Origin of the sequence: uncultured Fibrobacter sp. (genome assembly GCF_947166265.1) — a bacterium.
Lineage (GTDB): Bacteria > Fibrobacterota > Fibrobacteria > Fibrobacterales > Fibrobacteraceae > Fibrobacter.
This window is the reverse complement of record NZ_CAMVDO010000032.1, coordinates 1-15,796: the sequence shown is the minus strand read 5'-3', so window position 1 is coordinate 15,796 and position 15,796 is coordinate 1. Positions and strand designations below refer to the sequence as shown.

The following is a 15,796-nucleotide window of genomic DNA, read 5'->3' as shown; positions in this document are numbered from 1 at the left end:
ATGCAGATAAGACACACTTCTGGAACGACCAAAGAGATGCCCTGATTTATTTTATTACTACATTATTCACAAAGATTTTTCTCTAAAGAGGTTTATTATGGCTCGTATGCGCGTACTCGTTTTAATGGGTGGTCCGTCCACCGAACATGATGTTTCCGTTGTCAGTGGCACCGGCGTTGTCCGCGCCATGAACCCGGACCGTTACAACATCCATCCGGTGCTTATCGACAAGGACGGCACTTGGCATTGGTCTTCCCGCGAACTTTCCCCTTACCAGAAGGACAACTTCTCGGTGAACTACTTCCGCGGACTCGAAGGTACGGCCGCAAACTGCAAAAAGTCCCCGGCGCTTTCGGAACTCCCCGATGCAGACATCGCCTTCCTCGCCTTGCACGGTAAGTGGGGCGAAGACGGCCACATCCAGGCAATGCTTGAAAACTGGGGCATTCCCTACACCGGTTGCGGCCTCCTCGCTTCTGCCCTTGCCATGGACAAGGTGAAGACCAAGGAAATCTACAGAGCAAACGGTATTCCGACCCCGCCGTACCGCGTCATCTGGAAGCATGACTTTACCGGCGACACGCTGGTGTCCGTCGCTGACGAACTCGGATTCCCGCTGGTAATCAAGGACCCGCTGGGCGGATCCTCTATCGGTATCGGCATCGCGAAAGACTTGGACGAAGCAGGCAAGATTGCACAGGACCTGTTCAAGGATTCCAACCGTCTGCTCTGCGAAAAGTTCATTGCCGGCGAAGAAGCAAGCTGCGGCTACATCGAAGGCGAAAAGCCGCTCCCGCCCACCGAAATGCGCATGACTACACGTGAATACTTCGACTTCGAAGCCAAGTACAACGGCGAATGCAAGGAAGTCACCCCAGCCGAATTCGAACCCGATCTGACAGCCCGCATTCAGGAACTGGTGAAGAACGCCCACTACGCCATTGGCGGTTCGGGCTACAGCCGCACCGACGTGCGAATCACCAAGGACAAGCAGCTGTTCGCCATCGAAACGAATACGCTCCCTGGCATGACTCCGACTTCGATTCTCCCGGCAGAAGCAGCAAGCATCGGCATCACCTACAGCCAGCTGATTGACTTGATTATCGACAAGAGCCTGTATATTAAAAGATAATGACCTTCGACTTATTTGTAGATACTTCACGTAAGGGAATTTCGATGGCGCTCCTTGAAACGGATGCCGCCACCCCCCGCTATCTGGAATCCATCGACGAATCGGCCCGCGGCGAAACCGCATCGGCCATGCTCGACGCCCTCCTCGAAAAAGCTGGCGCGACCCTCGACCAAGTCACGCGCGTCATGGTCACGCTCGGCCCAGGGTCGTTCAGCGGACTGCGCACGGGAGTCGCTTTCTGCGAAGGCCTAAGCTTTAGCGGCAAGCGCAAGCTCTACGGAGTTTCGACGCTGCAGGCCCTCGCCTGCTTTGCCGACGCGCCCGAAAATACGGCAGTCGTCATCCGCGCCCGCAAAGACTACTGGTACCTGCGCCTAGACGGAAAAGAAAGTTTTATCGAAACCGCCCAAGTCGTCGAGGCACTCAAGGGGCGTCCGGTAAAGACCGCCGTCGTAGACGAAGCAGCCCTTGCAGACGCAGCCTTGCAAGATGTTTTCAAGGAAACCGGAGCGGCCCCCCTTCTGGACAAAGGCCAGCCACTCAGCAAGTGGGGCAAGCTGTTCGATACAGTCACCCCGAGCCTGATGCTCGAAGCGAACTATATCCAGCCCTCGTACTTCGAAAAGTTGCACTAATTCGTAAAGGGGTCGCCAATGTCCATTCGCAAAATGAATTCTGCCGACATTCCTGCCGTGCTGAAAATTCAAGGCGAGCTCGCTTTTCAAGACTGGAACGAAAGGCAATACGAACAAGAAATCAAAGCCCCCTATACCTATTCTGTCGTTTACGAAACCGAAGGAAATATTGTCGGCTACGCGGTTTTTCATTTGCTGGGAGCCGACTCGGAGCTTCTCTCGATTGCAGTAAGCGAATCCGCTCAACGAAACGGAATCGGAAGCAAGCTTCTGCAGGCGGGGCTTTCGCAACTAGACCTCGACAAATCGGACTGTTGCTTTCTAGAAGTTCGCGAGAACAACCTCAAGGCTCGCCGCTTTTACGAAAGGCACGGTTTTACGTTATTCGGAATTCGCAAGAAGTACTATGCCGACGGTGAAAACGCCGCCCTTTACCGCACCGAAAACAGGAGCGACATAGATCCGTCCCAAAAAGGAGTTTAACTTGTCTAAACTGCCCACCAAAAAAGAACTTCAGAAAAAGAGAATCATCTTAAGCGCCATTTCGGTGGTTACCGTATTTTGCATTATCGCATTCTACCTGATAATGACTCAAAGCGGACACTGGCTTGTCGATGACGATGAATTCGAACACGTCAACTGGGTCGTGGTTCTTGACGGGCAGTCCGCCGACATGGAACGAATCGACTTGGCGGCAGACCTGGTGGCAAGCGGAAAGGCGGATTCCGTACTGATTCTTGGCCGCAGAACACTTCGAAACAGAAGCAACGCCGAATTCTACCTAGACGACTTTTTACGACTCGGAAAATTCGACAGCAACGCCGTCTTTATCGCCAGACATGACGACCCCTCCACCATCAGCGAAGCATTCACCATCATTCCTTGGCTTAAAAAGCATAACGCCGATACCGTTCTGCTCATTACAGGGGCAGCATCCACCTACCGAGTCAAACGCATTTTCGAAAAACTTTCCGGTGAAAGCCCCGTCTACTTGACTAAGGATGTACACCATTTCCAGTACAACGCCGAATCATGGTTTTCTAGCAGAGAATCCCGCAAGGAATGGTTACGTGGCTGGGCAGCACTCGCCGCATCGTATGTAGACCTGTTCGGAGCCGGAAACCTTACCGCAGCAGATTCCTTTTACTTCAAGCCGATTGTTTCTGCAAAGGAATACGAAGCCGAAAAGAACCCGATTGTAGACCTACAATCACTGCTTCCGAAAGCACAAGAAAAAATCGAAGAAGCAACAAGAGACACCGTTGCAATCGACACCGTCAAGGCCGACACAGCAGCAATGCAAGAACAGCCGTCAACGGAGCATTCCAATTAATCGCTGTTTCGTTGCTTGCAAAAGAGCAACGTTCGTCCGTATATGAAAATCCCGGCAAGTCGCCCGGATAATGCGGAGCGCGGTGCATATCTTGCCGATCGCTATTGATTCCACCGACTAAAAGTCCCGGAATCGGTTCGTCCACTCCATCGGAATGGCTAAGCCTATGATGAGGTTCCTTAGGCGAACTCCAGGCGGAACCCGTTACAAAGCTGACGTCAACGGGATTACGTCCATAAATAAAATTCAAAAGTTCACGGCACCAGAAATCAAGCGAATTCCCACCCAAGCTTGGATTCCACAGCTTTACAATCGCAAGCGTAAGCGCATGGTTTGCAAGTTCACCATTGCTTCCCCAGATAAACTTGCGCACCGATATCCCGTAGGCATCGGTCTTTTGCAGATCCACAATCTGTCGGGCGGTCATCTCTAACGTGGTGCGAGAACGCATTTGCAGTTCACCGTCTGCATCCTGTAACGCAAGGGCAATCCACCCCAGATTTTGCGTATCGCGCCAATCCATTCCCAGTTTCGGAGGATAAGCGTCCATATCATCAAGAAGCTGTACACGCAGATTTTCTGCCGTAACGCCATCAATTTCCAAGCCTAGCGCCGAAAGCTCCCGGAAAAGCATCGCTCGCGCCCAGAAAAATTCATCTTCGGCATGTTCGTCGCCATAGCCACCACTTCCTTCGGTATTATGCGGCCAATCAGCAAACGGACGCGAAGAAGCCCACCGATAAGCAGACACCGCAGCGCGCAAGCAATGATCTGCAAAAGCTACATCGGTATTTCGATACACGCGGGATGCCGCCGCCAACGCCCCCGCAAAATTGAGCGTCGAGGTCGTCGACTTTCCAAGAATCATCCGCTTTTGCAGCAAGTCGGAATCGCGAGGCGAAACAAAACCGTCCCAACGTTCAGGCGTCACCTTAAAGAAAACGCCACCGTCGGTATCCTGCATACGCAGGAAAAATTCCAGCTCAAAACGCACCTCGTTCTTAAGGCTATACATCTTGAGTCCACTAGGAAGCGTAATAGGGGACTCGGCATTGACAAGATTTCCTACGCTATTTCCGCGCCCTGCATTTTTGCACAATTCACAGGCAAGCAAAAGGGTGGCGACAGAAACACCGCCATTTACAATGTACTTGCCATAGTCGCCCGCATCGTACCAGCCTCCGTGAGCATTCCACGTTCCCGAACGCTGCATACTCGGATGAAACTCGATACAGTCGTCCAAATGTGCAGCGGGTCTAGCCCACTTGCCCGCAAATTCAGGAACAAGCTCAACCCCGCTACGCTGGAAATAGAACGACCTGATGTTTTCCACAAGCTGACGCTGCATCCAATCTGCAGAAATTTCAAAAGGAGCGGACTCAAACAGGAGCGTTTCACCATCTACGCCACTTTTTTTCCAAATTTGAATCATGAAAATTCCGATATCGTGTACGTTCGAAAAATCACCACTCCAAAGCGTTTCACCTGTGTAATCGCAATAACCGGACTCGTTAAAAGTTCCCTTAACCAAAGAGCCTTCCCACACGGACGAGAACTTTGACCCTATCACGCTCCTTACAATGCGGAAAAAAACGGCATCCTCATCTCCGCTGTCAAGCGACAGTTCCCGAAGATTCACAAAGAAAATCTTGGAGGCCAAGGGCGAATACCCAACATGGTTATAGCGAATAGGAATCTTCATAGTCTAAGAATAAATTTTCAACCCACTAAAAAGTGCAACTTTTTTTATTTATCTGTTTACCACCGCAACCAATTTCACTAATGAATTCCTACAAAAAACATTTGGCGCATTTTTCAAACAAAATGCTTCCTTACAAGTTCGATTTCCCTAGCATAACCGGGCAATTCATTCGGTGTTTCCAGATAGAACGGCAATTTCTTGAGCAACGGATGATTCACCACCCGCAAAAGGGCTTCCATTCCAATAAAGCCGCCGCCCAGCACCTCATGGCGATCTTTATGACTCCCCATCGGATTTTTGGAATCATTCAGATGAATAGCCTTTAGTCGATCAATACCCAAGACCTTGTCAAATTCCGAAAGCACATCGTCCAGGTGATTCACGATATCATAGCCACCGTCGAAAACATGGCAGGTATCCAGGCAAATTCCAAGCTTATCGGAAAGTTCCACGCGATCGATAATCGAGCGCAATTCTTCGAAAGTTCGCCCCACCTCGGAACCTTTTCCCGCCATTGTTTCAAGCAACACGGTCGTCTTTTGCTCACAAGAAAGAATCTGGTTCAGAGCCTTAGCGATTAATTCTATCCCGACATCGACTCCCTGCTTCACATGGCTACCCGGATGGAAGTTATACATCGCGCCCGGAAAATGGTCCATTCGGAAAAGATCGTCTTTCATCACGTCTATCGCATACTGTCGAAGTCCCTCGTCTGCGGCACAGGCGTTCAACGTATAGGGTGCATGCGCAAGAATCGGGCCAAAATGATTTTTCTCAAGCAGTTGCACCAAAGAGGCAGCATCGGCCTTGTCAAAAGGTTTTGCGGCACCTCCACGCGGATTGCGGGTAAAAAACTGAAAGGTATCTGCACCAATCGATAGGGCGGTCTCACCCATTGCGAGAAACCCCGCAGAAGAAGACAAATGACAACCGATGAACATAGTAGACAGTAGGAAGTAGACAGTGGTTAGTGATTAGGAGAAGTCATCCTGAGCGTGGTTCGACAAGCTCACGCTTCGCAGGCTCGCTAACCTTTCTGAAGGTCCCTGAGCCTGCCGAAGGGCGAAGTCGAAGGATCCAGAGAGGATTGAGCGGCGTTGCATCTTTTAGAAGTCATAATTTAGGGCGGCGGTTACATAGTAGTCCTTATATTCATCGGCGCGGTTATCGGGGCGGTAATTGAAGATAGAACCTACGGTCCAGTCCGAATAAAGCGACGGCGTGTGGTAAACGCGCAACGATGCAGAACCGTCTATATCCAGCTCCATCTCATCATAGCGGGAATCGTCAATCTCATAGCTCAATAGATTCTGCCGAATTCCGCCCGAAAGCGAGAGTTCCAAGAAATTCTTCGAAAGGACCAGGTTCATATTATCAAGCAAATTCCATTCGAATTCGCGCATTTCGTTACGATTGTACATTTTATAGCGGGGCATCACCGAGAACATATTCCTAAAGTCTCCGAGCGATGTCGAAAGCGAAATAGGATAGCGCTGTTCCAGGTAATCACCCCCATGGAAATAATAACCCAGAATGCCATAAGTTTCATCGGTAAAATTGAACTTTCGAATCCGCTTGTCCTGCTCAAACTTGGACATGTCCGTCCGCGCAATCAGCACCCCAGAAACCTTGAGGACATTCTTCTTTGGCAGCTTGAACGAGAATCCCAATTCCAGCGTATGCTTCATCAGGCGTTCCACAAATTCTGTCGCCAGGTACTCCTCGTCGGAAAGGGCATAGTACTCCGCCCATCTCGCCGAATCTATTTCCAGGGTATCGTTATCGGAATACACTGTCAAGCTCGCTTTTCCCTTCTGCGCCTTAAACCACGGATCCTCGTAAATTCCCGAATTAGCGGAATAATTAGCGTATAGGCGCTGCGGTGTGCTGCGAGTCCTGTAGTTAATCGCGTATTTCAACCAAAGTCCAATTTTTTCGGACACCTTAAAGTCATTCGTCAAGTAACCGTCATGAATATACAGGGCCCTGTTCGGATCCTGCTCGTGCTCCTTGAGCCAATCCTTTTCAGCTCCCGAAAACATCCCCCACTGGCTTCCTTCGGCCATTCCGAAGATATTGTAGCCGTCACCGTCATCGGCGGCGTTTTCAACATTCATCGTATAGCCGAAACCCAGTTTCCAGAAATCATAAAAAGAATGTTTCAGGTTACCGCCGATCATGCGGGTGTTCTGCAACAAATCCGGGGAACCCGCACTATAATACTCGCGCCCCACATACCTTAAATAACCTTCGATAAAAGTCGTCGCATTCGACCACTGGTAAGAACCCGCCACCGCCCAGTGTTCATGTCCCCAGAAATCGGCATGCGAAGGCCTCAGGTCCTCGACTTTCGTTTCTGCGGCCACCTGCGACGCGCGCTTCAACAAGGCTCTCAATTCCGTGCGCATTTCAGAAGGCGACTTCATGGAATTTTCACCATAAATCGATTCCAACTGTTCCGTCGTCAACGAATTCACCTGCCGCGGGTCACGCATCAGCTTGTTCAGCAGAGCAAAATTAGAGGCATCCAGCCCCGCTTCCGAAAACACCTGGTTAATGGCCCGAATCTTTTCGGCATTCACCGTATCGGCGCCACCTACAGCCACCTGTCCATTAAGCTTTATATCCCCCGGAAAAACCAACCAGTTTCCATCGGCAAACACGTTTCTAGAAGACTCCAGCGGCGAGGCCGTATTCGTAGCCTCATTCATACCATCCCTAAAGAAGGGATCTTCAAGATAATCCTTGCTGCCAATAAAGCCTAGCGTTCCGTTAAAACGACGGTGCATGTTCCAGCGGACCTTGCCCCCCACAATCATCTCCTGCGCCTCGGCTTCGCCATCTTCGACATAATCCTTATAGACGTCGTAATTCTTTTCGCCAACGATTTTAGGAGCGCGGACTTCACCGCCAAAGACCGTTCCTACAAACAAAGGTTCCTTTGCCGAATTTTCAAAAAGCGACATTTCGTATAATCCGCCAAACGCATTGATTCCATCCAGGTAAATTTGCCCCGCATTGGTATAGAAATCACCCAAGACAAGACGCTGCATATCATCGGTATAAGAAGCCTGGAACTGATGCACCTTGAAATGGTCCCAGGTGTCACTCGACACGTCGGCAATCACCTCGACCAACTGCCCCCGCGGAGACTGCATCACCATATTGGCATTCCAGTTCGCAAACAAGCCCGGCACCTGGAAATAGTTCAGGTAACGTTCCCCACGAAAAACAGAATCGCTTCCCGAAACGTAAGGCGTATCCGAATGGTGGTGTTTCGTATCGACCTTGTGGTAGCCCACTTCAAGGCCGACGCTTCCCGACACACTCCAAAGCGTATCCGCCGAATCGCCCTGAGAATGAGCCAACAACTTCATTCCGTCGGCATAAGGATTATGAGGTTCCTCTCCCAGATTTTCCAGAAGGTCCTCGATATTTCGCGAAACATCCTTATGATTTTTATTCATGGCCGACTTCAGGTCTTCTGTCGGTAAATCCTTAGAGGCAAACCCAACAAGGTTTCCCTCGATTAGCGTATTGCGCTGCCGCAAGCGATTGTTTCCCAGGTCAAGAATCGCGGTTCCATTAACATCCAAATTAGAACGTTGCAGGCTAACCGTCGCCTCGTCACCGACAACCAGGGCAATATTGTTGTTATCCAAATTGGAACCGTCAATATCGACGCTTGCACTCTGGGTCGCCCACACGCCCACATTCCGGCAATTCTGGACACGCACCCACTGCAAATCGACCGAGGCGTTGCGAACATACACCGCCGCACGCATTGCATTGTCAATCGTTGCGTCACGTAATTCCAAAGCGCCACTTTCAACCGCAAAACCAAAATCGGCATCTTTCAGCAAAACGCCCTGCACCTCGGAACGCTTCAGCCCCGTAATAGAAATACCGTTCCAGGTAGAGCCTTCCTTTGCCGGAGAAAGAAGAACCGGATTCGAGTGTTCGCCCATGATGGCCAAATTTCCACCACGCACATCCAGCCCCGTCCCCTCGTTAAAGAAGATCTCGACTCCCGCTTCAATCACCAAAGCGCGCCCTTCGGAAACCACCAGAGTTTCGTTCACCTGGTAAGGAGCCTTGTCCTTTTTCAGAAAACCCGAAATGTTTCCGCCAATCACCTGCCGCGAAAGCGAATCGACAGCAAAAGCACTTCCATAAAGTGCCGCCATCAAAAAGGCAATTAGAGCGCCCACTCTAGACATTAGCGAACCTCGTAAATCTTCTTAGCTTTTGCCTTGTATCCGCTCTTGTGAATCGCTTCCACTTCAATATGGTTCGCACCACCCCTCGAAAGTTCAAGCGGAATCTGGTAATCCAGATTTTGAATTTGCGAAAGAGTTTCCTGCAGAAGAATCTTTCCGTTCTGCTTGACGGTCACCTTATACAGATTTTCGGGAGCATTGTCCGGCACACGAATCCTAAACTGCAATGTCTGCGAGATACGGTCAGGAATGTCCTTGGGCGGAGGCGGAACCTTGAGAACTTCTTTCGCCTTCCCCTGGATTTCGATATTGAAACGCTTTACCGGGTAGCATCCCATTGTCTTTGTCACTTCGGCCTTGTTTCCTGCCTGGTCTTCGGCACGGACCGTATATTCATGCGGCCCCGGTTTAAGCTTGATACGCTTCTGAGCGTTCTTCGTGACAGCCTCTTCAACAATCGAAGCGCCGTCAACTTCTACCACCGCAATACCGGCATCATTCTTCATGTCTGTAAGCGACAAGTTCGCGACACAGCGCAAAGAGTCATAAGAAACAATCTGTACCACGGGAGCCTTGGTATTGACATCGGCACACGCCTTGTTCACCAAAAGGTCGACGGACTTTTCACTCACCACTCCAGCTCCCTTGAACGTCAAGGTCGCCTTGTCCGCTGTCCAGAGGCCGTTTTCATCGTTCAGAGCGACTTTCTGTACAAAGGAATGTGAGTTACCGTCGAAAGCACGAATCAAGTTATTCGAAGTAAACGAGTTTCCCACCTTCAGGACAAGGCTCGCGTTTTCGTCGGTCGTCCGGTAGAATCCTTCGACGACCAGCCCCTGATCGCAAACTTCGAATGGAGACGCACTCTTAAGAGAGAATCCATTTTCGGGGAGGGATTCCGAGGCCTTCTTCGCTTCTTCCTTCAGCTCGTTCTGGTAGGCGGAATCCGCCTTTTCCACTTCGCGAACCAACTCGTTCAGGGACTTCGACTTGTCCTTCAAAATCTTTTCGAGCCGACGGGCAAAACGTTCCTCGCCCGACGACGCGAGCTTGACGACAACCAGGGAATCACGCCCGAACGTCGTTTCTCCAGCAACAATGGAAACGCTATTAGCACTTCCGTCGGGCGAAATTTCTAGCTTACCCGTCTTAAGACCTGCAAAGAAGACTCCCTCGCCACCGATAAAGCCCTCGGTGCCGCGAATAGAAGCTGTCGCCGTTCCCGTCTTAAAGAGGAATTTCGACTTCTTGTTCAGCTTGTGTACCGCAAAATTGATAAAGCCCCTGTGGATATCAATCTTGGTTTCGAAACCGCCCTCGTTATTCGGTTCCAGGAGGTTCGCCAGTTCCACTTCGGAATTTTCGGCGATAGAAATCGTACTGCCGTCAGGGAGTCCAAATATCACTTCGGATTCTACACCGGTCCTGACTCTGTCTGACTGATAGACGTTCGCACCAACCCTAAGGGCGTTCCATTCACTCTGTTTCGCCTTCCAGCGATCCACCTGCCCTAAAGCAGAACGCACCTTGCCCGCCGCCGATGCAGAAAAAGCAAGTGCCGGGAAAATAGCAAGAACCGTAAGCGCACGGATCAACATCTTTTCAGGAATGATTCTGGTCATACATGCCCTCTCGTCTATATACATAGAAAATACCCTTTTTTTTAAGAAAAAGGTAATAGAATTTCGAGGAAGTGGATAAAAAATGGCTTAACCGCCGGAAAGTTTAACCGTATACCCTCTTTTTTCGAGTTCGGTCTTTAATACCGGGCGTTTGTCACCCTGGATTTCAATCGTAAAGTCCTTGACGGAACCACCCACGCCGCACTTCTGCTTGAGTTCGCGAGCCAGTTCCTTGAGTTCATCTTCGTCGAGCGGAACACCGGTCACGACACTTGCCATCTTGCCGCCCCCCAAACGCTTAAGCTGGATACGGACCACACCATCGCCCTTGGGGCGCTCCGCCTTAGGCTTTTCCTGTTTTACACGACCACCCAGTGCCGTAGAATAGACCAATGTCGAACGTTCTTCAATTCCCATATAAATCTCCAGCTACATCTTTCGGCCAAAAATAAAAAGAAATCCCCGCCTACGCAGGGATTAAAGCTATAGAAAACTGCATTAGCAGTATCCCTGCATCTTGCGCAGGGACACGGAGCTTACTTTTCGCTCGGACGCTTGTAACCGAACGGCTTCAAGAGATCGTCGCTAGACTTCACCCTGTCGCCCATCTTCTTGGCGTTAAGCCCGAACGAGCCCGTCTTGGCATCGTAATCTTCGGAAGGAAGCGTACAACGGAGTGTAGAGCGGATGGTCGCTTCGACCTTGTACAGGTAAGCACCCGTTGCATAGAGCTTGCCGTCCTGGTCGCGGACAAAGCCATCCTTATCCACCTTCTGTTCGAAGAACATCTGCAGCATACCGGCATCGTTGGTGAAGCTCGGGTCGTTCATATCCTGCGTGAAGGTGTAGTAATCCACGAAGCCGCCAAGGTTGGTGTAAATCCAGACCTTGATAATCATCTTGGAATCGTACAGGTTCACCTGGCTCAGGTCGCTCGGAAGTTCGAAGTCTTCTTCGCAGTACTGTTCGACGTATTCCTGGACCGAGACCTTGGTACCGTTCTTGGCATCCACGCCTTCGAGCGTAATCATGCCATCAGAAGCAATCAAGTCATCCAAGGTTGCAAGGCCACCCACGGCATTCACGGTCGGCAGGTGCACATCGAGAGCAAGTGTCGGGCCAAGGTGAGCGCTGCCAGAGGCACCCGGATAAGGTTCCTTGCCGCTACCCTGTTTCGTCTTGGAACCGATACCCTTCAAGGTTTCGTATTCCTTACCCGTAGAGGGGTTACGGATACTTACAGCGAAGTTCTGGCCTTCTTCAGGCGGATTGATAGCGTAGTATTCATCCACCTGTTCCTTGGAAACTTCGGTCACCGGCTGTTCCACAGAAATATCCACGTCCTTGCCGTCCTTCATCATCACGAGCACGGTATCCGAAGCCTCGTTACCGGCCTTGTCGCGGAAGAAGCGGACCACGTAGTTGGTACCCTTCACAAGACCCTGCATATTCAAGGTATCTTGTTCGATACCGTTCACAGCCCACTTCACCTTCACGTAGTTGGAGTGGATAATTTCGCCATATTCAGGCGTAAGGATTTCCACCTTCGGTCCAACCTGGTCGAGCACGATGAACACGGACTGCGTTGCGGCGTTGCCGTAGACGTTGGTATAGGTGTAGGCAACCGAGTAACCGATATCGCCTTCGGCGTTCTGCACCACGTTACCCTTTTCGTCAACAGAGTAAGAAATGGTCGTCGAATTGCCCAGGGCATCTTCGGTATTGTAGGTAATCTGGAACATACCTTCGGTGACACGGCCCTTGCCGCCATCGCTTGTGCTCGAAGAACTGTTCCCCTTCTTGGAAGAAGAGCTGTTCGAAGACTTGGAAGCACCGCTCACCATCAGGGCACCGTTCGAATCCTTCACCAGCACTTCGCCTGTCACAGCGTCGGCCTGGTAAGAAACCGTGACCGTCTTTCCGTCAATGACCGTATTATAAGAAACAGTCATCACTTCAATGGAGTCAACCTTGCCCTTTGCATTTATAACAGCAACCTTCACCGGTTCGCCATCGTTATCGGTCATGTAGGAGACCGTTACAGTATCCTTGCCGATGATTTCCTTGTAGGAGACCTTGATTTCGGTTCCGTTCACAGGCGTACGTACGCTACCCTTGCGCGTAACATCCACAACGACACCGCCCTTGGCAATCTTGCCTACGGCATCAAGCGTCTTCTGCGGCACTTCCACCGATTCAAGCGCAAGGCTTACCACGAAGGAAGTATCAGTCTTGTTCGCCGGATCCTTCACCGTTACGCGGATATCCTTGCTGCGTTCGTTCACATAAAGGTTCGTATCGGCCTTATCGGTCTTTTCGACAATGGTATAGACGTTTTCGGCCACAACGGCATCGGCATCACCCGACACGGTCACCACAGGAGAGGCGTTGCTATACATCACAACGATCGTATCCTTTGCGCCCTTGTCCTTTGTCGGATCCTTATAAGAAATCACGATCACGTTCTTACCCGGCTTGAATGTCGTATCCATCGAAAGGATATCGTCATCCTGTCTCCAGGAAATCACACCATCCGGCTGGTTCGTGTAAACCGTATCCGGGTAGTTAATGGTCGTATCCGGATTGTCGAACTTGGTAATGATCACCGTAGAGGTTTCAACCACGTTGTCAACCTTAATCGTCACCGTAGCGGTATCCGCAAATTCGGAATCATCGACACGGACCTTAATCTTGTACTGTTTCTTGGTTTCGTAATCCAAGGTATCCTTCAGGGTAATTTCACCCGTCTTCGGATTGATCTTGAACACCGTAGAATCACCACTGATAATCGTATAGTTCAAAGTCGTGTACTTCGGATCGATATCAGGATCCGTCGCCACCACCTTACCGATAACGGTATTCACCTTGGCGTCTTCAGAAACATGGATTTCCTGATCCTTGATAGAAGGCGGCTCGTTCACGTCTTCAACCTTCACGTAAACCGTCTGGGTCTCAGAAGCATTCTTCGTGTCGGTAACCTTCACCTTGATCGGGAGAACCTTGTTCGTTTCGTAGTCCAGAGCCGCGCAACGGTCAACCTTTACAGTCACGACACCCTTCTTGGACACCTGGAAGCATCCGCTGTTGTCTTCGACCAGCGTAAAGGTCAACACGGAATCGTACAGATCCTTATCCTTAGCGACAATGGTATCGACCACCGTACCCTTCTTGACGTGTTCGGCCACACTGATGGAGTCCGTCACGATCCACGGATCTTCGTTCACGTCAATCAGCGTAATCGGCACATGTCTTGTGAGCTTAAGCGTCGTGTCGTTCTTGTCGAAGTAGGCAATGTCGATCGAGTAAACCGTCGAATCACCGCAAACGTATACGCGTTCACCCATTGCAGTCGTATCTTCACAATTAAACACAACCTTAGCAATCACGTCACCATTCGTGTCAAGCCCGAACAGAGTCGTATCGCCACCAATCAACTCGTACCTATTATCCTTGTAGAACTTATCGATCGGCGACAGGGAGTCTACGTCGCTACCATGTTCGACATGGCCGATAGAATCGCCAATCTCGTTATGTTCCTCGATAATGCAGGGCCACACCACGAAAGTCGGCGTTTCGTTCACATCCTGGATTTCGATAACGCGAATAATCGTATCGCTCAGGGCCTGAGACTTCGGATTCTTGGGATCCAGCGTATCGGTCACGACGACCGCCACCGTGTACTGCGGATTCGGGTCTTTGTTCTTTTGGGCATTACGGAGCGTTTCGTAGTCAATAGAATCCTTGACAGTCACGACAATCTTCCAGCGGTCTTTGCCCACCTTCTTCTTGGTGATTTCGAACAAGTCGTTCGAGGTCGGGCCATCGCTATAGGTTCCAACGGTGCTAATCTGTTCCAGCGTGGGAACAAGCTTTGCCACATCGTCGGCATCTTCGTCATAGACATAGTATTCGAACACTACCGTGCCAATCGGAGAATTTTCCTTGACACCAACGGTCACGATATTCTTACCATGGCTACCACGGTCAATCGAGTCAACTTCGCAGTGAGCAATGCAGAGCGAATCGGTGTCGTCGTTACCATCATCGTCATCATCGACAATAATCTTCGGACGTTCATCGACATCGTTAATTTTCACTGTTACATCGGCTGTGTCGGTAAGCGTAGGATCGAGTTTATCCGTCACAGCAACCTTGAACGTATAAGTCTTCAGACCTTCAAAGTCAATCGAACCGTTAACAACAACCGTATCAGCATTCATCGTGAACGGAACGTTTTCGTCAACCACCTTATAGGTGTACTGACGGAACTCGGGGTTCTTGATATCGGGATCGGTCACGACAAGTGAGCCCACTTTGGTGCCGACCGTGGAATTTTCATCCACATCGAAGGTTGCATCGTCAACCACCTGCAGTTCGTTCACGTCGATGACTTCGATGGTACGGACAAGCGTATCGGCGAGAAGTCCCTTGTCAGTCACGATCAGGCGTACAACATAGGAAGGATCAACTTTTTCGTAGTCAAGTTTCTTGCCGTCCTTCACGAAGACAACCATCTGTGTCTTATCATCGTTGAACTTCACGTCGAAGAGGCTTTCAGCTCCACGACCGAGCGTATCTTCGAGGGTAAGCGTAAGCACATCGCCAGCATCCACGTCGCTCACGGCAAAATTGTGGATCGGCGTGCCAGTCGGAGAGTTTTCTTCGATCTTGAACGGACCGTCACAATTTTCATCATCTTCGAGGCAGTCCAGATTCGGAGTTTCGTTCACGTTATCAATCGTAACCGTAACGGTAGCCGTATCCGTCAGCTTAGGATCATTCTTGTCAGAAACGGCAACCCTGAAGGTGTAAGTCACAACGCCTTCATGGTCGAGGGCGCCATTCACCTTTACCTCATTCGAATCCATGACAAACGGAACATCCTTGTCCTCTTCGACAATCGTATAGACAAGATCACGGAACGCTGCATTATAGGCTTCAGGATCTTCAACCACCTTATCGGGGTCAGAAACTTCCATAACACCCACCGTACTGCCAATGTCAGAATTTTCCTTGATGGCAAAATCAGCGTTTTCAATCGTCGGAGCCTCGTTCACGTCAATGACTTCGATGGTACGGACAAGCGTGTCAGCGAGGAGTCCCTTGTCAGTCACGATCAGGCGTACAACATAGGAAGGATCAACTTTTTCGT

Annotated in this window: 10 protein-coding genes; 4 read left to right on the top strand and 6 right to left on the bottom strand. The window is 50.4% G+C overall.

All coding sequences use genetic code 11. The features are described 5' to 3' along the window. Positions 1-97: 97 nt before the first annotated feature. The 4 genes from Q0W37_RS12600 to Q0W37_RS12585 are packed head-to-tail and all read left to right on the top strand — an operon-like array spanning position 98 to position 3,100. Positions 98-1,132, top strand: a complete 1,035-nt coding sequence (locus Q0W37_RS12600) for a D-alanine--D-alanine ligase (RefSeq protein ID WP_297701907.1) — start codon at positions 98-100, stop codon at positions 1,130-1,132. Next, positions 1,132-1,767 (top strand): tRNA (adenosine(37)-N6)-threonylcarbamoyltransferase complex dimerization subunit type 1 TsaB, encoded by a 636-nt coding sequence (gene tsaB, locus Q0W37_RS12595; RefSeq protein WP_297701906.1) that lies wholly within the window; start codon positions 1,132-1,134, stop codon positions 1,765-1,767. Before Q0W37_RS12600 ends, tsaB begins: the two co-directional genes overlap by 1 nt. A gap of 18 nt (positions 1,768-1,785) precedes the next feature. Next, positions 1,786-2,250 (top strand): ribosomal protein S18-alanine N-acetyltransferase, encoded by a 465-nt coding sequence (gene rimI / locus Q0W37_RS12590; protein WP_297701905.1) that lies wholly within the window; start codon positions 1,786-1,788, stop codon positions 2,248-2,250. 1 nt (position 2,251) lies between these two features. Beyond that, complete coding sequence (locus Q0W37_RS12585; protein WP_297701904.1) at positions 2,252-3,100, top strand: ElyC/SanA/YdcF family protein; 849 nt, start codon at positions 2,252-2,254, stop codon at positions 3,098-3,100. On the opposite strand, the gene Q0W37_RS12580 is transcribed toward Q0W37_RS12585, so the two are convergent. From Q0W37_RS12580 to Q0W37_RS12555, 6 genes are all read right to left on the bottom strand, one after another. Beyond that, positions 3,045-4,802, bottom strand: a complete 1,758-nt coding sequence (locus tag Q0W37_RS12580) for a glycoside hydrolase family 9 protein (protein ID WP_297701903.1) — start codon at positions 4,800-4,802, stop codon at positions 3,045-3,047. The two genes, Q0W37_RS12585 and Q0W37_RS12580, sit on opposite strands and share 56 nt — an antisense overlap. Before the next feature lie 113 nt (positions 4,803-4,915). Further along, complete coding sequence (locus tag Q0W37_RS12575) at positions 4,916-5,743, bottom strand: deoxyribonuclease IV (RefSeq protein ID WP_297701902.1); 828 nt, start codon at positions 5,741-5,743, stop codon at positions 4,916-4,918. A 165-nt stretch (positions 5,744-5,908) separates the two neighbouring features. Beyond that, the gene (locus Q0W37_RS12570; RefSeq protein WP_297701901.1) at positions 5,909-9,022 is read right to left on the bottom strand and encodes a right-handed parallel beta-helix repeat-containing protein; all 3,114 of its coding nucleotides are present in this window, start codon (positions 9,020-9,022) and stop codon (positions 5,909-5,911) included. Next, positions 9,022-10,644, bottom strand: coding sequence for a FecR family protein (locus Q0W37_RS12565; protein WP_297701900.1), 1,623 nt, complete (start codon positions 10,642-10,644; stop codon positions 9,022-9,024). The genes Q0W37_RS12570 and Q0W37_RS12565 overlap by 1 nt, the downstream gene beginning before the upstream one ends. A gap of 87 nt (positions 10,645-10,731) precedes the next feature. Beyond that, entirely contained in the window at positions 10,732-11,061 is a 330-nt protein-coding gene (locus Q0W37_RS12560; RefSeq protein ID WP_297701899.1) for a stress response translation initiation inhibitor YciH, read from the bottom strand. 119 nt (positions 11,062-11,180) lie between these two features. Further along, on the bottom strand, positions 11,181-15,796 hold a 4,616-nt coding region (locus Q0W37_RS12555; RefSeq protein ID WP_297701898.1), incomplete at its 5' end, for a cadherin repeat domain-containing protein.